This window comes from Streptococcus sp. 1001283B150225_161107_H12 (assembly GCF_015552665.1).
Classification (GTDB): Bacteria; Bacillota; Bacilli; order Lactobacillales; family Streptococcaceae; genus Streptococcus.
The window spans coordinates 71,718-90,648 of sequence record NZ_JADNFC010000002.1 but is presented as its reverse complement, the minus strand read 5'-3'; the positions used below and the strand labels follow the sequence as shown (position 1 = coordinate 90,648).

21 protein-coding genes are annotated in these 18,931 nt (G+C 42.0%); 9 read left to right on the top strand and 12 right to left on the bottom strand.

What is annotated here, in order from left to right:
- Positions 1-99: 99 nt before the first annotated feature.
- A complete protein-coding gene (locus tag I2C87_RS03755; protein ID WP_195324000.1) occupies positions 100-1,086 on the bottom strand; it encodes an L-lactate dehydrogenase in 987 nt (328 codons plus the stop codon).
- 195 nt (positions 1,087-1,281) lie between these two features.
- Between I2C87_RS03755 and gyrA the strand changes: the two genes are divergently transcribed.
- From gyrA to radC, 4 genes are all read left to right on the top strand, one after another.
- The gene (gene gyrA, locus I2C87_RS03750; RefSeq protein ID WP_195323999.1) at positions 1,282-3,744 is read left to right on the top strand and encodes a DNA gyrase subunit A; all 2,463 of its coding nucleotides are present in this window, start codon (positions 1,282-1,284) and stop codon (positions 3,742-3,744) included.
- Positions 3,745-3,752: 8 nt separating this feature from the next.
- Positions 3,753-4,499 (top strand): class A sortase, encoded by a 747-nt coding sequence (locus I2C87_RS03745; protein WP_048788982.1) that lies wholly within the window; start codon positions 3,753-3,755, stop codon positions 4,497-4,499.
- 153 nt (positions 4,500-4,652) lie between these two features.
- A complete protein-coding gene (locus tag I2C87_RS03740; protein WP_129269090.1) occupies positions 4,653-4,931 on the top strand; it encodes a porphobilinogen deaminase in 279 nt (92 codons plus the stop codon).
- 60 nt (positions 4,932-4,991) lie between these two features.
- Positions 4,992-5,675, top strand: coding sequence for a RadC family protein (gene radC / locus I2C87_RS03735; RefSeq protein ID WP_129269092.1), 684 nt, complete (start codon positions 4,992-4,994; stop codon positions 5,673-5,675).
- 188 nt (positions 5,676-5,863) lie between these two features.
- On the opposite strand, the gene I2C87_RS03730 is transcribed toward radC, so the two are convergent.
- The 6 genes from I2C87_RS03730 to I2C87_RS03705 all read right to left on the bottom strand — a co-directional run bounded on the left by I2C87_RS03730 (position 5,864) and on the right by I2C87_RS03705 (position 9,896).
- A complete protein-coding gene (locus I2C87_RS03730) occupies positions 5,864-6,508 on the bottom strand; it encodes a redox-sensing transcriptional repressor Rex (protein ID WP_129822082.1) in 645 nt (214 codons plus the stop codon).
- Positions 6,509-6,600: 92 nt separating this feature from the next.
- Complete coding sequence (locus I2C87_RS03725) at positions 6,601-6,837, bottom strand: DUF4649 family protein (protein ID WP_195323998.1); 237 nt, start codon at positions 6,835-6,837, stop codon at positions 6,601-6,603.
- A complete protein-coding gene (locus I2C87_RS03720; protein WP_129822080.1) occupies positions 6,837-7,184 on the bottom strand; it encodes a DUF1831 domain-containing protein in 348 nt (115 codons plus the stop codon). The genes I2C87_RS03725 and I2C87_RS03720 overlap by 1 nt, the downstream gene beginning before the upstream one ends.
- Entirely contained in the window at positions 7,174-8,301 is a 1,128-nt protein-coding gene (locus tag I2C87_RS03715) for a cysteine desulfurase family protein (RefSeq protein ID WP_195323997.1), read from the bottom strand. The genes I2C87_RS03720 and I2C87_RS03715 overlap by 11 nt, the downstream gene beginning before the upstream one ends.
- Positions 8,302-8,310: 9 nt before the next feature.
- Positions 8,311-9,267 (bottom strand): ribose-phosphate diphosphokinase, encoded by a 957-nt coding sequence (locus I2C87_RS03710; protein WP_195323996.1) that lies wholly within the window; start codon positions 9,265-9,267, stop codon positions 8,311-8,313.
- 62 nt (positions 9,268-9,329) lie between these two features.
- Positions 9,330-9,896, bottom strand: a complete 567-nt coding sequence (locus I2C87_RS03705) for a CYTH domain-containing protein (RefSeq protein ID WP_195323995.1) — start codon at positions 9,894-9,896, stop codon at positions 9,330-9,332.
- A 95-nt stretch (positions 9,897-9,991) separates the two neighbouring features.
- Here I2C87_RS03705 and I2C87_RS03700 point away from each other — a divergent pair, with 95 nt between their 5' ends.
- The 5 genes from I2C87_RS03700 (at position 9,992) to mutY (ending at position 14,594) form a co-directional block, all read left to right on the top strand.
- A complete protein-coding gene (locus I2C87_RS03700) occupies positions 9,992-10,663 on the top strand; it encodes a GTP pyrophosphokinase (RefSeq protein ID WP_195323994.1) in 672 nt (223 codons plus the stop codon).
- Positions 10,647-11,465, top strand: a complete 819-nt coding sequence (locus I2C87_RS03695) for an NAD kinase (protein WP_281281320.1) — start codon at positions 10,647-10,649, stop codon at positions 11,463-11,465. Before I2C87_RS03700 ends, I2C87_RS03695 begins: the two co-directional genes overlap by 17 nt.
- Entirely contained in the window at positions 11,462-12,352 is an 891-nt protein-coding gene (locus I2C87_RS03690; RefSeq protein WP_195323993.1) for an RluA family pseudouridine synthase, read from the top strand. The genes I2C87_RS03695 and I2C87_RS03690 overlap by 4 nt, the downstream gene beginning before the upstream one ends.
- A gap of 21 nt (positions 12,353-12,373) precedes the next feature.
- Complete coding sequence (gene pta / locus I2C87_RS03685; RefSeq protein WP_023023173.1) at positions 12,374-13,348, top strand: phosphate acetyltransferase; 975 nt, start codon at positions 12,374-12,376, stop codon at positions 13,346-13,348.
- Positions 13,349-13,439: 91 nt separating this feature from the next.
- The gene (gene mutY, locus I2C87_RS03680; RefSeq protein ID WP_195323992.1) at positions 13,440-14,594 is read left to right on the top strand and encodes an A/G-specific adenine glycosylase; all 1,155 of its coding nucleotides are present in this window, start codon (positions 13,440-13,442) and stop codon (positions 14,592-14,594) included.
- A gap of 182 nt (positions 14,595-14,776) precedes the next feature.
- Here mutY and I2C87_RS03675 read toward each other — a convergent pair whose 3' ends face one another.
- From I2C87_RS03675 to I2C87_RS03655, 5 genes are all read right to left on the bottom strand, one after another.
- Positions 14,777-15,124 carry a thioredoxin gene (locus I2C87_RS03675; RefSeq protein WP_195323991.1) on the bottom strand — a complete coding sequence of 116 codons (348 nt, stop codon included), beginning with the start codon at positions 15,122-15,124 and terminating at the stop codon, positions 14,777-14,779.
- A gap of 109 nt (positions 15,125-15,233) precedes the next feature.
- Positions 15,234-16,952, bottom strand: a complete 1,719-nt coding sequence (locus I2C87_RS03670; protein WP_195323990.1) for a phospho-sugar mutase — start codon at positions 16,950-16,952, stop codon at positions 15,234-15,236.
- A gap of 155 nt (positions 16,953-17,107) precedes the next feature.
- Entirely contained in the window at positions 17,108-17,680 is a 573-nt protein-coding gene (locus I2C87_RS03665) for an ECF transporter S component (protein WP_154858176.1), read from the bottom strand.
- Positions 17,677-18,216, bottom strand: a complete 540-nt coding sequence (gene coaC / locus I2C87_RS03660) for a phosphopantothenoylcysteine decarboxylase (protein ID WP_154858174.1) — start codon at positions 18,214-18,216, stop codon at positions 17,677-17,679. Before coaC ends, I2C87_RS03665 begins: the two co-directional genes overlap by 4 nt.
- A gap of 5 nt (positions 18,217-18,221) precedes the next feature.
- Positions 18,222-18,908: a phosphopantothenate--cysteine ligase gene (locus I2C87_RS03655; RefSeq protein ID WP_154858172.1), complete on the bottom strand. Its 687-nt coding sequence runs from the start codon at positions 18,906-18,908 to the stop codon at positions 18,222-18,224.
- Positions 18,909-18,931 lie beyond the last annotated feature (23 nt).

The window sequence follows — 18,931 nt, the reverse complement described above, 5'->3', positions numbered from 1 at the left end:
TTTTTAAGAGCAGGATTGGGCTCTCAGGGCTCTCTAGGATTTCATAATAATGAGATCAAGAAAACACCATGTCCTAAGACATGGTGTTTAACGTTTTGTTTAGTTTTTAGAAGCTGCTTGGAATTCTGGGTTCTTCCATGCTTCATCGATAATTGCTTGCAATTCTTTTGCCGATGCTTGCATTTTTTGTGTTTCAGCGTCGTTCAATGGGATGTTTACTGGACGAACGATACCGTGTGCACCAACGATCGCTGGTTGACCGATAAAGACGTTCTCAACTCCGTATTGTCCTTCTTGGAAGACTGAAAGTGGAAGTACAGCATTTTCATCATCAAGGATAGCACGAGTAATACGAGCAAGGGCAACGGCGATACCGTAGTAAGTAGCACCTTTCTTGTTGATGATTGAGTAAGCAGCATCACGTACAGAGATGAAGAGATCTACAAGGTCAGCTTCGTTCAAGTCACGGTTTGCTTGCAACCATTGTTCCAATTTTACACCGGCAACGTTAGCGTGTGACCAAACAGCAAACTCAGAGTCACCGTGTTCACCCATGATGTAGGCGTGAACTGAACGAGCATCAACGCCGATTTTTTCAGCAAGTGCTTGACGGAAACGAGCTGAGTCAAGTGAAGTACCTGAACCGATAACACGTTCTTTAGGGAAACCTGAGAATTTCCAAGTTGAGTAAGTCAAAACGTCAACTGGGTTAGCAGCAACAAGGAAGATACCGTCGAAACCTGAAGCAACGACTTGCTCAACGATAGATTTGTTGATGGCAAGGTTTTTACCAACGAGGTCAAGACGAGTTTCGCCTGGTTTTTGAGGAGCGCCTGCTGTAATAACAACTAAGTCCGCATCCGCACAGTCTTCGTACTTAGCAGCATAAATCTTCTTAGGTGAAGTGAAGGCAAGGGCATGGCTAAGGTCTTCTGCATCACCAACCGCTTTTTCAAATAATTGAGGGATTTCGATGATACCAAGTTCTTGTGCGATTCCTTGAGTAACAAGTGCAAAAGCGTAAGATGAACCTACCGCACCATCACCAACAAGGATAACTTTTTTATGTTGTTTAGTTAAAGTCATTTTCTAAACGTCTCCTTCATTTTTTTTGGGCTTTCCCCATTCGGTTTTATTCTACCACTTTTACTATTCTTTGTCACGGTTTTACGCCTAATTTTAACGATGTAAACGTTTTTACTCTTGTGTTCCGAAGGAGAAAAAAAGTCCTAAATGTGTTATAATAGTATGGTGAATTAATTAAAGAGAGGCATTGTTTTAATGCAGGATAATAACTTAGTTGATGTTAACTTAACATCGGAAATGAAGACCAGTTTCATCGATTACGCTATGAGTGTTATCGTGTCTCGGGCTCTTCCTGACGTGCGGGATGGTTTAAAGCCAGTTCATCGTCGGATCCTTTATGGTATGAATGAACTTGGGGTTACACCAGATAAACCACATAAGAAATCAGCTCGTATTACCGGGGATGTTATGGGTAAATACCATCCACACGGTGACTCCTCTATTTATGAGGCTATGGTTCGGATGGCTCAATGGTGGAGCTATCGTTACATGCTTGTAGATGGGCATGGGAACTTTGGTTCTATGGACGGTGATGGAGCCGCGGCCCAACGGTATACAGAAGCTCGTATGAGCAAGATTGCTCTTGAAATGCTTCGGGATATCAACAAGAATACAGTTGATTTCACAGATAACTATGACGCCAGTGAACGCGAACCAAACGTTCTTCCAGCTCGCTTCCCTAACTTGTTAGTCAATGGAGCGACAGGGATTGCGGTAGGGATGGCGACAAATATTCCTCCACACAACCTTGGTGAGTCTATTGATGCTGTCAAACTAATGATGGACAATCCTGATGTGACCACACGTGAACTAATGGAGGTGCTTCCTGGACCAGATTTCCCTACCGGAGCCTTGGTCATGGGCAAATCGGGTATTCATAAGGCCTATGAAACAGGAAAAGGCTCGATTGTCTTGCGGTCTCGGACGGAAATTGAAGAGACCAAGACAGGCCGTGAACGCATTGTCGTTACAGAATTTCCTTATATGGTCAACAAGACCAAAGTGCATGAGCATATCGTTCGTTTGGTTCAAGAAAAACGAATCGATGGGATTACAGCAGTTCGGGATGAGTCTAACCGGGAAGGGGTTCGTTTCGTCATCGAAGTCCGTCGCGATGCCTCAGCCAATGTTATCTTAAACAACCTCTTCAAGATGACCCAAATGCAAACCAACTTTGGTTTCAACATGTTGGCTATCCAAAATGGTGTCCCTAAGATTCTCTCTCTTCGTGAGATTTTAGGATCTTATATTGAGCACCAAAAAGAAGTGGTGACTCGTCGGACCATCTTTGATAAAGAGAAGGCGGAAGCTCGTGCCCATATCTTGGAAGGTCTCTTAATCGCTCTTGATCACATCGATGAAGTGATTAAAATCATCCGTAATAGCCAGACAGATGCAGAAGCACAAGCAGAATTGATGAGTAAGTTCAAGCTTTCTGAGCGTCAAAGCCAAGCTATCTTGGATATGCGTCTTCGTCGTTTGACTGGTTTGGAACGGGACAAGATTCAAAGCGAATACGATGATCTCGTTGCCTTGATTGCTGATCTTGCTGATATTTTAGCCAAGCCAGAGCGTGTAGTTGCGATTATCAAGGAAGAATTGGACGAGGTCAAACGGAAGTTTGGAGATCCACGTCGGACAGAATTGATGGTAGGAGAAGTTCTATCACTAGAAGACGAAGATTTGATCGAAGAAAGCAATGTTTTGATCACTCTCTCTAACAAGGGCTACATCAAACGATTGGATCAAGATGAATTTACTGCTCAAAAACGTGGGGGACGTGGTGTTCAAGGTACAGGGGTCAAAGATGATGACTTTGTCCGTGAATTGGTTTCTACCAGCACCCATGATCGTTTGCTCTTCTTTACCAATAAGGGACGGGTTTACCGTCTGAAAGGCTATGAAATCCCTGAATACGGCCGTACAGCTAAGGGACTTCCAATTGTCAACTTGCTCAAGTTAGATGACGGAGAGTCCATTCAGACCATTATTAACGTCGCTCAGGATCGTAGTGAAGACGCTTATCTCTTCTTTACAACCCGCTCAGGTTTGGTAAAACGGACCAGTGTAGCTGAGTTTGCTAATATTCGTCAAAATGGCTTGAAAGCTCTTAACCTTAAAGACGAGGATGAGCTGATTAACGTCTTCCTCACAGACGGAAATACGGACGTGATTATCGGGACTAAATTTGGTTATTCTGTCCGCTTCAATGAGTCTATCGTACGGAACATGGGCCGTTCGGCAACTGGGGTACGAGGTGTCAACCTTCGTCCAGGTGACCAAGTGGTCGGTGCAAGCGTGATTACAGATCAAGATGAAGTATTGATCATCACTGAAAAGGGATACGGTAAACGTACGCGTGCTGATGAGTATCCAACAAAAGGACGTGGTGGTAAAGGGATTAAAACTGCTAATGTGGTTGATAAGAATGGTCCTCTAGCCGGTCTCATGACTGTCAAAGGAGATGAGGATTTGATGATTATCACCAATACAGGTGTCATGATTCGTACCAGCGTCGCCAATATTTCTCAAACGGGACGTTCGACCATGGGTGTGAAAGTGATGCGTCTGGATCAAGATGCTCAAATCGTAACCTTTACAACGGTTCAAGCTGACGAAAAAGATGAGTCAGAGACTGAAACTGAAAGTGAAGGGTAGGATAAATAATGGCTTCAAGAAGAAAAAAGAAGAAAACAAGCTTACGAAATCGCTTGATTAATATCTTTGCTACCTTACTAATCCTTTTGTCTATTGCCTTGATCTTTAATGCTCCGATTCGGAACATGATCATGGTGTGGCATACCAATCAATATCAAGTCAACAAGGTATCGAAAAAGACCATCGATAAGAATAAAGATGCCAAGACTAGCTTTGATTTTAAAGAAGTCAAATCGCTTTCTACAGAATCTGTTATCAATGCCCAGTGGCAGGCGCAGAAGTTGCCTGTTATTGGGGGGATAGCAATTCCTGAGTTGAAGATGAACCTTCCGATTTTTAAAGGCTTAGATAATGTGGGACTCTATTATGGGGCAGGTACCATGAAAGAGGACCAGGTTATGGGGGAAAGGAATTACTCCTTGGCTAGTCACCATGTCTTTGGTTTAACAGGGGCAAATGAAATGCTCTTTTCTCCATTAGAACATGCCAAAGCTGGAATGAAAATCTATATCACTGATAAGGAAAAGGTCTATACCTATGTCATCAATTCTGTTGAGACAGTGACACCAGATCGGGTCGATGTCATTGCAGATCGTGAAGGGGTTAATGAAATCACCTTGGTGACCTGTGAGGATGCCGCAGCAACTTATCGTACGATTGTAAAAGGTACTTTGGAAACTTCAGTAGATTACTCAAAAGCACCAAATGATATACTGGAAGCTTTCACAAAATCTTATAATCAAATGCAATTATAATCAACTTAAAAAGAGGTCTTTGACCTCTTTTTTTCTGTTAATTTTCTGCCAACTTGTAAGAGGATAGTCATAAAATGTTACCTGACTGACATATTTTTGCATGCTTTCTATTTTATAATAGAAGAGTGATAGAAAGAAACTTGGAGGAACCAAATGTGCACAGAAGATATCTATACTTTGTTAAGAAACTTCTATGGCTTACTGGTCAATGATTTCCCCAAAACAGGTCTCATTACCAAGGGGATCTACGAAGTTGAACAGGTCTTCGAAACCATTGAAAACCTTCCTGATGATCAAGAACACTTAATTCGATACGAAATTCGTCAATTTCTTGCGTCTTTGGAACAAGTGCAAGAGTGCTATAAAATTAACTTCTCAAATGAAGAAACTCGAATTCTTGAAAACTTAAGAGAAGTAGTTTGTCCAATTTAATTTATACAGAATCGTCCTTTTTCCTCCTCAATTGCGAATTATTAATTGAGGAGGTTTTTTATGTATCATATTGTATTTCAAGAATCAGGTCTCTTACCTAGAGAACGTTTGCTAACAGAAGGACCTGATAAGCTCAGTCATCAAGAATTGCTGTCCATCTTATTACGGACGGGGAACAAAAATAAACCAGTCTACGAGATCGCTCAGGACCTGCTGGGCTCACTAAAGAGTTTAAAAGAACTGGCTAGTATGAGTTTTCAGGAGTTAAAGGAAGTTCCAGGAATTGGGAAAGTTAAGGCCATTGAGCTGTTAGCTGCTATTGAACTAGGGAAACGAATACAGACTTCTGAAGTGATTGAAACGGAACAAATCATGAGTAGTCAGAAGCTGGCAAAAATGATGCAACAAAAAATAGGCCATGAGAAACAGGAGCATTTACTGGCCTTGTATCTGAATACCCAAAATCAAATTATCCATCAGCAAGTGATCTTTATCGGAACAGTCAATCGTAGCATTGCAGAACCGAGGGAAATCTTGCACTATGCCATCAAGCATATGGCGACATCCTTAATCTTGGTTCACAACCACCCGTCCGGGGTCATTCATCCTAGCAAGAATGATGATGGCGTTACCCAACAAATGATTGAAGCCTGCAATTGTCTAGGAATTGTTTTATTGGACCATCTGATTGTCTCAACTGATGATTACTATAGCTACCGGGAAGAAACAGATTTATTGGTATAGAAAAAGAGAGTGGGACAGAAATCGGTAATTCGTTAGAATTCGATTTCGTCGTCCCACCTCCGCACAGTTGAGTAGGGCTGTAAAAGCTGATAAAATCAGCGTAGTAGAGCCCACTCAACCACTGCGTCTTGCTCGATAATCCAAGGACAATTGAGAGGCTAGGACTTTTGTCCCAGCCTCTTTGCTTATCATGAATTTTTGCGCATAAAGTAGAGAAGGGTTTGCAGTTCACTGGTTAGGTCGACATATTGGACTACCACATCTTTTGGAACTGTTAAGTGGACTGGAGAAAAGCTAAGGATTCCCTTGATACCAGCTTCAACTAGTAAATCTGCAACTTCTTGAGATTTTACACTTGGAACGGTTAAAATGGCTGTTTGAATCTCTTGTCCCTCAAGTTTTTCTTTTAGTGTGGAGATGCCGTAAATCGGAATACCATCTTTACTTTTAGTGCCGACTAACTCATGATCATCCGTATCAAATGCCATGACAATTTTCATTTTGTTTCGCTCATGGAAGCGATAGTGAAGAAGGGCACTCCCCATATTTCCAATCCCGACGATAGCAACATTGGTGATGGAGTTATCATTCAAGAGATCAGCAAAGAAGTTCATTAACTTTTTGACATCATAACCAAAACCACGTCGTCCAAGCTCTCCAAAGTAGGAGAAGTCTCGACGAACAGTTGCGGAATCAATCCCGATGGCTTCAGCGATCTGTTTTGAATTTGCTCTCTCGATTTTCTCTGCATTAAAGCGTTTAAAAATGCGGTAATACAAGGAGAGTCGTTTGGCAGTAGCACGAGGAATTGGATTAGTCTTATCTTGTTTCACAATATCACAACCTTTCAAATCTATTTTATAAAAAGTTTGTGAAAAAAGCAACTATCTTCTACTAAAAAAACACCAAAATGGTGTTTTCTTTGTTAATTGGAATTTCTTAAACTCTGATCAAACTGAATTAGATAGCGATAAAAGTCACCGATTTTTCCAGTGAAAGGTAAGGTATGCTCCTTGTAGGTAACAGAAACAACCTGATAGGAATCTGGAATGGTCACACAGCCTGAGAAGGCTAATAGACAGTGATCGATGTTGTCGTAGCTAACCTGACGTTCCTTTTGGTATGCATCCAAATAGGTGAGGAGTACAGGACCATTGGTCATTAGTTTTCAATCCTTTCAAAGATTTCACGTTCAACTAAACTGTCCATGAGGAAGTAGAATTTTTGTTGGATAATCTTGTTTTCTGGATTTTTAAAAATATTTACCAAACGAAGGCCTGACTTGTCAGTAATGTTAATTTTAAATCCTGTTAAATCCTTATTGATGATAATTTTTAACTTAAAGCCATCTCCGCTATTTGGAATAGCTTCTAACAAACGATTTAATTCGTAGTTTCCAACCTTTGTTTGTGCAAAGGTATTGTCGCGTAGGGTATATTTTTTAATATTTGGATGGATTGCGTATGTGTAATCGCAGTTTGGTAATGAGACAGATGTTTCAAATGCCATGTAATTCTCCTAAAATTTTGTGAATAGTTGTTATATAAGTATCGACTTCAGCAGTCGTATTGAATTCGGATAAACTAATGCGAATAGATTCCTTTAAGCGAACTGAATCTTCGCCGTAATAAGCTGCAAGGACGTGACTTGGTTGAACAGTTCCTGCTGTACAAGCAGAGCCAGTTGAGACTGAAATTCCTGCCATGTCTAAACGAAGCAGTAAGATATCATTGCTGATACCGGGGAAGCCAATATTTAAGACATGAGGAAGTTTGGAGCCTGTGCTATTCAGATAGAAATCTAGATCTTCTAGGCCAGTTAGGATACGTTCAGATAAGCGCTGAATATACTGATAATTTGCGTCTAACTGATCAGTTGCTTCTTTGAGGGCTTGAGCCATTCCAGCAATTGAAATCAAGTTCTCTGTACTAGCCCGACGCTTGTCTTCTTGGTCACCCCCGTGTAAGAGATTGAAAAAGTCAGGCTTTCTAGCATAGAGGATGCCAACCCCTTTTGGACCATGAAATTTATGGGCGGACGCGGTTAGGAAATCGATTCCTAGCTCTTCTGGTGCTACAGAAAGTTTACCAACGGCCTGCACAGCATCGACATGAAAAGCAGCAGGATGGTCTTTTAAAAGGTCAGAAATGGCCTTGATGGGTAAGAGATCGCCTGTTTCGTTATTGGCATACATGGTGGATACCAAAATAGTATCGGGACGAAGTGCAGCTCGAATATCTTCAGGTCGAATTTTTTGATCGACTGGTTGAATGATGGTTACTTCAAATCCATATTCTTGGACCAAGTACTCAATCGGTTCAAGAACGGCATGGTGCTCAATAGCCGTGGTAATAATATGCTTCCCTTGCTGTCTATGTTTGAGACAGTAGCCCTTTATAACAGTGTTATTGCTTTCGGTCCCGCCAGAAGTGAAGATAATCTGTTGACTAGAGGTCTTTAAACAAGTTGCAACGCATTCCCTAGCATCTCTAAGAATCTTTTTCGCTTGACGACCATGGGAGTGGAGGCTAGAGGGATTTCCGAAACTGGTTTCCATCGTTTCTGTCATCACCTTGATTACTCCTGGGCTTAGGGGAGTGGTTGCCGCATTGTCAAAATAAATCACGACATCACCTTATTTCTTGTGGTATGCAAAGAGTGGACTAACTGGTTTACGCTCTTGGATACGTACAAGGGCATCTCCAATCAATTCGCTTGCAGTAATGTATTTTACATTTTGGGGTTTTTGCTCTTTGGTTGCTACAGAGTCTGTAACCAAAATTTCTTTAATCGGTGCTTGGTCTAGTAATTCTGCAGCTCCCTTAACGAAAAGTCCGTGACTAGAAACGGCATAAATCTCAGTAGCGCCGTCGCGTTGAACAATTTTTGCAGCCTCAGAGAAGGTTTTTCCTGTATTCAAAATATCATCGATCAGGATTGCTTTTTTACCTTTAACATCCCCGATGATGTAGCCCTCGTCACGGCTAGAGTCGTCTTGGGCATAGTCGATGATAGCAATTGGGGCATCTAGATATTCTGCAAGATTGCGTGCGCGTTTCACTCCAGAATTTTTAGGGCTGACAACCACTACATCTGAACCGGTTAAACCTTGTTTGATATAGTGATCAGCAAATAGAGGAATCGTGAACAAGTTGTCTACTGGGATATCGAAGAAGCCTTGTACTTGAACCGCATGAAGATCGAGGGTTACAACACGGTCTACCCCTGCCTTGACAAGCATGTTGGCAACTAATTTTGCTGTAATTGGTTCGCGAGGAGCAGCAGTGCGGTCTTGACGAGCGTACCCAAAGTATGGAAGGACCACGTTTACGGTATGGGCACTCGCTCGTTGGCAAGCATCTACCATGATTAACAATTCCATTAAGTGATTGTTCACTGGGAAGCTAGAAGATTGGATGATGTAAATATCATATCCACGCACACTTTCTTCGATATTAATTTGGATTTCACCATCTGAGAATTGACGTGAAGAAAGCTTTCCGAGTGGGATACCAGCAACTTCCGAAATTTTTTGTGCAATTTCTTGATTGGAGTTGAGTGCGAAGAGCTTCATATTGTTTTTTTCTGACATGTGTTTGATCCTCATTTAGATATTTTTGTCTAGTCTTATTTTAGCAAAAAAATTCAGTAATTTCAGCTTTTTAGCAAACTTTGGGCCAATCTTGCTACTTTACTTTTGGCTGGCTTGTATTCAATTTGTTTTTCCTTGAGAAATTCGTGAAAATAAGTTTCATCTGAAGCGGCATCCACCTCCATTTCTAACTCATAGTCCTCGATAGAGTTATAGCGACTACGGTCAAAAGCTAATAAACCTTTAGGGATTCTTTTCTCCCGTCTCTCTGTTTCTAGACTTCCCCAGACATCTAAGGAAGTTAGAGGAATGTCTAAATCAGTGAGAAAGCTGGCAATCTCACCTTGAGGGAGTTTCTTCTTGGAGAGAAAGGTTTCTACTTGTTCAAAAGTAAGGGCTTGATTGTATTCAAAATGTCCCGCATCTTGCGGTACTTTAAGGGTTAGCTCAGCCCGATCAGCTAAGGTACGAATTCGCAAGGCCATCCGATGATTCCGGATAGCTTGGTCGGGCGTGTCAATATAGTGATTGGTTTGTCGGATAGGAGGTTGGTCCTTGAAAAAGTCTTCTAGAGAATGGTACTCTTCCTTGGTTAGTAAGGTTTTAAATTCAATTTCTAAATGATTCATAGCTACGTCCTTTTCTTTCGTTTGCAAGCTCTTTATGATATAATAATAGATGTGTTTATTTTATACAAAAAACTTTGAGATGACAAGGTGATTCAATGACGATTGATTGGGAAAATTTTTTAGATCCCTATATCCAAGCAGTTGGGGAGTTGAAGATTAAACTTCGTGGGATAAGAAAGCAGTACCGCAAACAACAAAAGCATTCCCCAATCGAGTTTGTGACCGGTCGTGTGAAGCCGATTGAGAGTATTCTCGAAAAGATGGAACGCAGAAGTATTTCTGAAGAGAACCTGGCTCAAGATATGCAAGATATTGCTGGTCTGAGGGTCATGGTTCAATTTGTAGACGACGTAGATGAAGTCCTAGAAGTTTTGCGGAAGCGTCAGGATATGCGCGTGGTTCAAGAACGCGACTATATTCGTCACAAGAAATCAAGTGGGTATCGAAGCTATCATGTAGTGGTAGAGTATCCAGTAGATACCATTAATGGCTATGAAACGATTTTGGCAGAGATTCAGATTCGTACCCTGTCTATGAATTTCTGGGCCACCATTGAACACTCATTAAATTACAAATATAAAGGAGATTTTCCGGACGAGATTAAGAAGCGTCTTGAAGTCACCGCGAATTTGGCTTATCAACTCGATGAGGAAATGGGCGCCATTCGTGATGCCATTCAGGAGGCGCAAGCTCTTTTTGATCCAATGCATCGTAAATTAAACGATGGCGTCGGAAATAGTGATGATACAGATGAGGACTACAGGTAAAAAGGTTTCGATTATTCGGAATCGAAAACGCCAGAGCGAAGAGGTTTTTCAACAACTTCGTTATAAATTAAAAAAGAATAATTTTATCTTAACTGAGAAGCATCCGGATATCGTGATCTCTATCGGTGGGGATGGTATGTTGCTCTCGGCTTTTCATAAGTACGAGAGTCAATTAGATCGGGTTCGTTTTGTTGGAGTGCATACGGGGCATCTTGGATTTTATACGGACTATTTAGATGATGAGATTGACAAGTTGGTAGAAAATCTCAAGTTCGATACAGGTGCCAAGGTATCTTACCCAATCCTTAATGTCAAAGTGACTTTTGATAATGGGGATACGAAGATTATGCGAGCCCTTAACGAAGCGACGATTAAGCGAAGCGATCGAACTATGGTAGCTGATTTAACCATCAATGGCGTTCATTTTGAGCGATTCAGAGGGGATGGCATTACGGTTTCGACTCCTACAGGTAGCACAGCTTATAACAAATCTTTAGGAGGAGCTGTGCTTCACCCGACGATCGAAGCGCTTCAGATTGCTGAAATCGCTAGTCTGAATAATCGTGTCTATCGAACTTTGGGGTCATCGATTATTGTTCCCAAAAAAGATAAGATTGAAATCACGCCTAGCCGGCCAGGTTTTCACATTCTCTCTGTCGATAATTCAACCTATTCCTATCGAAATATCGCCCATATCGAGTACCAGATTGATAATCACAAGATCAATTTCGTAGCGAGCCCAAGCCATACCAGTTTCTGGAATCGGGTCAAGGATGCCTTTATCGGAGATATTGACGAATGAGGTTCGAGTTTATTGCAGATGAACATGTCAAGGTTAAAACCTTTCTGAAGAAACATCAGGTTTCAAAAGGCTTATTGGCCAAGATCAAGTTTTCTGGAGGCCAGATTTTAGTCAATGGCGTCGAACAAAATGCCATTTATCTTCTGGATATCGGAGACAAGGTAACGATTGATATTCCCTCTGAGGAAGGTTATGAAGCCTTGGAAGCCATTGATCGGGATTTGGAAATCTTGTACGAAGACGATCATTTCTTGGTTATCAACAAACCAGCAGGAGTGGCATCCATTCCTAGCTCCCTTCATTCCAATACTATTGCCAACTTTGTCAAGGGTTACTATGTTCGCAATCAATATGAGAATCAGCTCGTTCATATTGTTACTCGTTTAGACAAGGATACCAGTGGGATCATGCTCTTTGCCAAACATGGCTATGCCCATGCTCGCTTGGATAAGCAACTTCAGGCTAAGACCATTCAAAAACGTTACTTTGCATTGGTAAAGGGCAAGGGTGAGTTGGAAAGCAAGGGGGATATCATAGCCCCCATTGCGCGTGATGAAGACTCCATTATTACCCGAAAGGTAGCAAAAGGTGGCAAGTATGCTCATACCAGCTACCAAGTTGTCCAGTCTTTTGGTGATATTCATCTGGTGGATATCCAGTTGCATACAGGCCGGACCCATCAGATTCGCGTTCATTTTTCTCATATTGGTTTTCCACTTTTGGGAGATGATCTCTATGGAGGTTCGTTAGAAGATGGGATTCTTCGACAAGCCTTGCATTGCCATTCCTTGGCTTTTTATCATCCTTTTTTGGAAGAGGAGCTCCGAATTGAAAGCTCTCTGCCAGATGATTTTAGCCAAGTCTTAAAACAGTTATCAAATATTTAATTTTTTTCAAAGGAGAAACTCATGGAAGTTTTTGAAAGCCTCAAAACCAACCTCGTTGGTAAGAATGCTCGTATTGTGTTACCAGAAGGGGAAGAGCCTCGTATTCTGCAAGCAGCAAAACGGATTGTAAAAGAAACAGACGTTACACCTGTCTTGCTTGGTAATCCAGATAAGATTCGTATTTACCTTGAAATTGAAGGAGTTTTGGAAGGATACGAAGTTATCGACCCGCATTCTTACGCAGGCTTTGATGAGATGGTAGCTTCCTTGGTAGAACGTCGGAAGGGTAAAATGACAGAAGAAGAAGCACGTCAAATTTTGCAAGACGATGTCAACTACTTTGGTGTTATGTTGGTACATCTGGGAATCGTTGATGGTATGGTTTCAGGTGCGATTCACTCAACAGCTGCAACTGTTCGTCCAGCCCTTCAAATTATCAAAACTCGTCCAAATGTCAAACGCACTTCAGGTGCCTTCCTCATGGTTCGTGGTTCTGAACGTTACTTGTTTGGAGACTGTGCCATCAATATCAATCCAGATGCTGAAGGCTTGGCAGAAATTGCCATCAACTCTGCTATCACAGCCAAGATGTTTGGCATCGATCCGAAAATCGCCATGTTGAGCTATTCAACCAAAGGTTCTGGTTTCGGTGAAAGTGTTGATAAAGTTGTTGAAGCAACAAAAATCGCTCATGAACTTCGTCCAGACCTTGAAATTGATGGGGAATTGCAATTTGACGCTGCCTTTGTACCAGAAACAGCAGCATTGAAAGCTCCAGGAAGCAAGGTGGCAGGACAAGCTAATGTCTTTATCTTCCCAGGTATTGAGGCGGGTAACATTGGGTACAAGATGGCAGAACGTCTTGGTGGCTTTGCTGCAGTAGGACCAGTTTTGCAAGGGTTGAACAAACCAGTTAACGACCTTTCTCGCGGATGTAATGCAGATGACGTTTACAAATTGACCTTGATCACAGCAGCTCAAGCTGTGGAACAATAAGAATGATTGAAAGGCTTAGGGATTTCCTAGGCCTTTTTATGGTAGAGTCAGAATCTCTAAAGTAGAAGTCATTCTATGGTATACTAGGAATATGATGGATTTAAAAGACTATGGTATTAATATGTGGGAGGAGGAAAAAATTGCCTCTTTCCGAGAAAAGTTATTAGCCTGGTATGATGCCAATAAACGAGATCTCCCCTGGAGAAGGACGCAGGATCCTTATAAAATATGGATCTCAGAGATTATGCTCCAGCAGACACGTGTCGATACGGTTATTCCTTATTATGAGCGTTTTTTAGATTGGTTTCCGACGATTGCGGATCTGGCTCAGGCTCCAGAAGAAAAGCTCTTAAAAGCCTGGGAAGGCTTGGGCTATTACTCACGGGTTCGCAACATGCAGAAAGCTGCCCAGCAGATCATGGAGGACCAACGGGGTGTTTTCCCATCAAGCTATGAGGCTATCTCTAAACTCAAGGGAATTGGACCTTATACAGCTGGTGCCATTGCCAGTATTGCTTTTGGCTTGCCAGAGCCGGCAGTAGATGGCAATGTCATGCGGGTTTTAGCTCGTTTGTTTGAGGTGGACTACGATATCGGAATCCCGACTAATCGCAAGATTTTTCAGGCCATGATGGAAGTCTTGATCGATCCAGACCGTCCGGGTGATTTCAATCAGGCTTTGATGGATTTGGGCTCAGATATCGAGTCCCCAGTCAACCCACGGCCGGAAGAGAGTCCTGTCAAGGAGTTTAGTGCAGCCTACCAACATGGGACCATGGATCGTTATCCCATCAAGGCTCCTAAAAAGAAACCAGTACCCGTTTATTTAACAGCCTTTATTATAAAGGATAGTCAAGGGCGCTACTTGCTGGAGAAAAATGAGCGAGAAGGACTCTTGTCAGGCTTCTGGCATTTTCCCTTGATTGAAGTGGATAGTCTATCTGAGAACCTGGGCCAATTGTCTCTGCTGGACGAGAAAGAACAAGCAGAGGGCAATCTAGAGATTCTCTCCTTTGAACAGGACTACGACTTGGTCATTGATTGGCAAGAGAGAACTTATCCCATGGTCCAGCATGTCTTTTCGCATCGCAAGTGGCAGGTTCAACTTCGTTACGGCCTAGTAAAAGAAGGAGAACAAGCAACCAGTGAATCGACTGTTTGGTTGCAACCAGAAGAATTTTCGGCCTATCCTTTTGCCAAACCCCAGCAAAAGATTTGGACGACTTTTACAGAAAATGAAAATTGAGAGTGGGACAGAAATCGGTAATTCGTTAGAATTCGATTTCGTCGTCCCACCTCCGCACAGTTGAGGAGGGCTGTAAAAGCAGATGAAATCAGCGTAGTAGAGCCCACTCAACCACTGCGTATTGTGCTCGACAATCCAAAAACAATTGAGAGGCTAGGACTTTTGTCCCAGCCTCAATTTTTTTATAGATGAGCGAATGTTTTAATTTCTTCTTCTGACATGGATGAGTCGCAGCGAACGGTAACTTCACCGGCTTCGACATGTAAAAATCCAGGAACAGTTGGAATGCCATAGGTAGAGCGGAAGGCTTGCAAAGCATCCAGTTGACTTGGTTCTTCACTATTAATGAAGTAGATATGGGCTTTAGTTTCGGCTACTACAGTTGCTAATTTAGCAGCGAACTTCCGGCAATATGGGCAAGTCTTGCGTCCAATAAAGAAGGTTGCTGTTTCTTTTTGGTCGATGGCTTCTTGCGCGCGCGCAACAGTGGTTACTTCAAGATCTTTAATATCTTCTAAAAATTGTTCCATGAGATTACCTCGCTTTCTTATAAATCTAGTATGCCATAAAGGGCGAAAAAATGCTGTATTTTGATACGAAAAAAAGATGAGATTGGTTGATCTCATCTTTTGTGGTTGCTTATTTTACAAAGGCATTGATTTCAGCTTCGATGTTAGCAATTTTAGCTTGAGAATCTTCGTTGCTTTCACCAACAACTGCAATGTAGAATTTGATTTTTGGTTCTGTGCCAGAAGGGCGAACGGCAATCCAAGAACCATCCGCAAGTGTGTATTTCAATACATCACTTGGAGGAGTTGTCAAGGTTGTTACAGTGCCATCAGCAGCAGTAGATGTTTGTGCTTTGAAGTCTTCAGTGATTGAAACTGCTGTTGCGTTAAATTCTTTTGGACCGTTTTCACGGAATTTAGCCATGATTGCTTTGATTTGCTCAGCTCCGTCAACACCAGAAAGAGTAACAGAGATTGTCTTTTCAGCATAGTAGCCGTACTCTTTGTAGATTTCTTCAATACCATCTGCAAGAGTCAAACCACGAGAGCGGTAGTAAGCAGCAAGCTCAGCAACGACAAGGACAGCTTGAATCGCATCTTTATCACGTACGAATGGTTTGATCAAGTAACCGAAGCTTTCTTCAAATCCCATCATGTAAGTGTGATTGTGTTTTTCTTCGAATTCTTGAATCTTTTCAGCGATGAATTTGAAACCAGTCAAGACGTTGAACATAGTTGCGCCGTAGCTTTCGGCAATCTTAGTTACCAAGTCAGTTGATACGATAGATTTGCAAAGGGCTGCATTTTCTGGAAGGGTTCCAGCATTTTTGTGGGCTTCCAAGATGTACTTAGCCATGATAGCACCGATTTGGTTACCTGATAGGTTAAGATAGCTTCCGTCTTTTTGAAGGACTTCAACACCAACACGGTCAGCGTCAGGGTCAGTTGCCACAAGAACATCAGCTCCAACTCGACGACCTAGTTCTTCAGCAAGTGCAAAGGCTGCTTGACTTTCTGGGTTTGGTGATTTTACAGTTGAGAAGTCTGGATCTGGAGTCGCTTGAGCTTCCACAACTTGAACAGAGTCAAATCCTGCTTGCGCAAGAGCACGACGAGCCAACATTTCACCAGTGCCGTGAAGTGGAGTGTAGACAATCTTCATGTCTTTACCGAACTCTTCGATCAAGGCAGGGTTGATATTAACATCTTTGACTTCTTTGAGGTATTCAGTATCAACAGCTTCACCGATGACTTCAATTAAACCAGATGCTTTTTCAGATTCCACATCGGCAACTTCTACAGCGAAAGGATTGTCAATGGCACGGATATAAGTTGTCAAAGCGTCTGCATCGTGTGGAGGCATTTGGCCACCATCTTCACCGTAAACCTTGTATCCGTTAAACGGAGCAGGGTTGTGGCTGGCTGTAATCATAATACCTGCGAAGCAGTTGAGGTGACGAACAGCAAATGAAAGTTCTGGAGTTGGACGGAGACTTTCAAAGACATAGGATTTAATACCGTGTTTAGCAAGAACGGCTGCTGATTCAAAGGCAAATTCTGGAGAGAAGTGACGGCTATCGTAGGCGATGGCTACACCACGTTCTTTTTCATTTCCACCTTTAGATTCGATCAAACGAGCCAAACCTTCAGTTGCTTGGCGAACCACATAGATGTTAATACGGTTAGTCCCCGCACCAATCAATCCACGCATACCAGCAGTACCGAATTCAAGGTTTGTGTAGAAGGCGTCTTCCTTCGTTTTTTCATCCATGCTTTCCAAATCACGACGAAGGTAATCTGGTAGGTCAGCGAAATCAGCCCATTTTTGGAAGTTTTCTTGATAAGTCATAGTGCAACTCCTTATTTCTATAAATTAATCGCTTACATTATAGCATTTTTTTTCTGAAAAAACTAGATTCAATAGCAATTGTTTTCAAATTTATATGCTGAGTGTCCACAAAAAAATCACACCTTCATTTGAAAAGTGTGATAAACGAAAATGACTTACAATGAATTCTTAACTTTTGAGAGAGGTGGGATGATCGCTAGTGTCAGAATGACTGTCGCAAGGACCTCAATCAAAGAGTTAGTAGTTAAAACAGCACCGAGGAAGGCTTGGATACCACCTGGATAATTTTTTGAAAAGAAGATGAAAATACCTGAAAGCACAAAGAAAGTGTTGGTGAAAGATCCAACTGCTGCAGCAATTGCCAGTCCAGTTTTATTATGGATCAACTTGTACACAAAGTAAGGGGTGATCCCGATGAGGATACGGGGAACCAGTACGATGATCAGAGAGTAAATGTTTCCTTTTTCAACAAAGGGACTGAATAAATAACTACTTGGTAACTGAACGATGGTGTTGATGGTGAGGCTAAAGAGTCCCATCAAGAGTCCCAAGGTCCCACCAATACGTGGTCCGTAAAGAATGGAAGCAATCACCACTGGAATATGGACGAAGGTCGGTGGGATTAGAAAAGGGAAGAATTGGAAGATCATGGTTGATGTAAAATGGATGGTCACCATGATAGCGAAGAAGATAGAAATTTGTGCAATGGATGATGAAGATTTTCTCATGAGAGCGACTCCTGTATAATAGTTAGAATGGTTTCGATGGAAGCTAAAGCGCCAGATCCCTGATCGCCACAAGCTAGTAAAGCTTCGCGCGGTGGGATGATTTGGTAGCCGTAGCTTTTTAGGGTTTCAAGATTGTTTTGTGTAGCGGGGTGGTCCAACATCTTGGTATTCATAGCGGGTGCTAGGAATTTTTTCACATCAGATGGGAGGGCCAAAGCAGTGCTGGTAACAATAGTATCTGCAAAGCCGTGGGCTAATTTTGCAATGGTATTGGCACTAGCAGGTGCGACAAGAAAAAGATCGGCCTCTTTCCCCAAGTCAATATGTTGGATTTGTTTTGGATCGTCTTCTGTCATGACCTCTACCAGGACAGCTTGTTTGGAGAGGACCTGAAGGGTTAGAGGGGTAATGAAAGCTGTAGCTGCAGGAGTCATCAGAACCTTTACCTGGTGACCGAGCTTGGTCAATTGACTAGTGAGGTCTGCTGCCTTGTAGGCAGAAATGCTCCCTGTCACAGCCAGTAGTATATTCGCCATAGGTTTTATCCTTTGTTCCTAATGTGATGATAAATTTTTTGAGCAATATCCAATTTCGTTTCGGCTATTTGAGTAGCATCTTTCGTAACTAAGTAAGCTCGATGTTTTCCGTCTTGAATTTCGCTTAAGTCATTGGCAACAATCATTTCTGCCTGATTCTTTTCGAGACTAGCACGAGCAACGGATAGGAGTTGATCCTGTGCTACATCAACCAGCAGTTTAAAGCCAATCAAGCGAATATCTGGATTCCATGTTTTTACTAAGGAAATCAACTTAGGATTTTTCTTCAAAAAGAGAACTTGGTAATCTTCTTCTGAAGAAATTTTCGATTCCTGGTTGGTTTGATGAAGAAAATGCTCTAAATTGCTAGCTTCTTTGACAGCCTGGAAACCTGACATATAGACAGGGCTGTAGTCAGAGACAGCCATAGCATGGATGAGCACCTGGTGAGTTGGAGTTTCTTTTTCAAGGACGGTTTGAAGTTCAGCGACATTTTTGATGAATATCCTTCTTAAATGAGGATGTTCTTTAGGCAGAACCGCAGTTGGGGTTGTCACCAGAGTCACAGAAAAACCTGCCTCTAAAAAACGTTTGGAAATGATTTTTCCAAGTTGACCAGTGGAATGGTTGGTAATCGAACGAACCTGATCAATCTTTTCACTCGTCCCACCGGAAGTAATCAAAATATTCATAGGCTTATTTTACAAGAATTTTA

Coding starts and splice junctions, on each gene's coding strand:
- I2C87_RS03755 (WP_195324000.1), bottom strand. CDS start 1,086: ATGACTTTAACTAAACAACATAAAAAAGTTATCCTTGTTGGTGATGGT.
- gyrA (WP_195323999.1), top strand. CDS start 1,282: ATGCAGGATAATAACTTAGTTGATGTTAACTTAACATCGGAAATGAAG.
- I2C87_RS03745 (WP_048788982.1), top strand. CDS start 3,753: ATGGCTTCAAGAAGAAAAAAGAAGAAAACAAGCTTACGAAATCGCTTG.
- I2C87_RS03740 (WP_129269090.1), top strand. CDS start 4,653: ATGTGCACAGAAGATATCTATACTTTGTTAAGAAACTTCTATGGCTTA.
- radC (WP_129269092.1), top strand. CDS start 4,992: ATGTATCATATTGTATTTCAAGAATCAGGTCTCTTACCTAGAGAACGT.
- I2C87_RS03725 (WP_195323998.1), bottom strand. CDS start 6,837: ATGACCAATGGTCCTGTACTCCTCACCTATTTGGATGCATACCAAAAG.
- I2C87_RS03720 (WP_129822080.1), bottom strand. CDS start 7,184: ATGGCATTTGAAACATCTGTCTCATTACCAAACTGCGATTACACATAC.
- I2C87_RS03710 (WP_195323996.1), bottom strand. CDS start 9,267: ATGTCAGAAAAAAACAATATGAAGCTCTTCGCACTCAACTCCAATCAA.
- I2C87_RS03705 (WP_195323995.1), bottom strand. CDS start 9,896: ATGAATCATTTAGAAATTGAATTTAAAACCTTACTAACCAAGGAAGAG.
- I2C87_RS03700 (WP_195323994.1), top strand. CDS start 9,992: ATGACGATTGATTGGGAAAATTTTTTAGATCCCTATATCCAAGCAGTT.
- I2C87_RS03695 (WP_281281320.1), top strand. CDS start 10,647: ATGAGGACTACAGGTAAAAAGGTTTCGATTATTCGGAATCGAAAACGC.
- I2C87_RS03690 (WP_195323993.1), top strand. CDS start 11,462: ATGAGGTTCGAGTTTATTGCAGATGAACATGTCAAGGTTAAAACCTTT.
- pta (WP_023023173.1), top strand. CDS start 12,374: ATGGAAGTTTTTGAAAGCCTCAAAACCAACCTCGTTGGTAAGAATGCT.
- mutY (WP_195323992.1), top strand. CDS start 13,440: ATGATGGATTTAAAAGACTATGGTATTAATATGTGGGAGGAGGAAAAA.
- I2C87_RS03675 (WP_195323991.1), bottom strand. CDS start 15,124: ATGGAACAATTTTTAGAAGATATTAAAGATCTTGAAGTAACCACTGTT.
- I2C87_RS03670 (WP_195323990.1), bottom strand. CDS start 16,952: ATGACTTATCAAGAAAACTTCCAAAAATGGGCTGATTTCGCTGACCTA.
- I2C87_RS03665 (WP_154858176.1), bottom strand. CDS start 17,680: ATGAGAAAATCTTCATCATCCATTGCACAAATTTCTATCTTCTTCGCT.
- coaC (WP_154858174.1), bottom strand. CDS start 18,216: ATGGCGAATATACTACTGGCTGTGACAGGGAGCATTTCTGCCTACAAG.
- I2C87_RS03655 (WP_154858172.1), bottom strand. CDS start 18,908: ATGAATATTTTGATTACTTCCGGTGGGACGAGTGAAAAGATTGATCAG.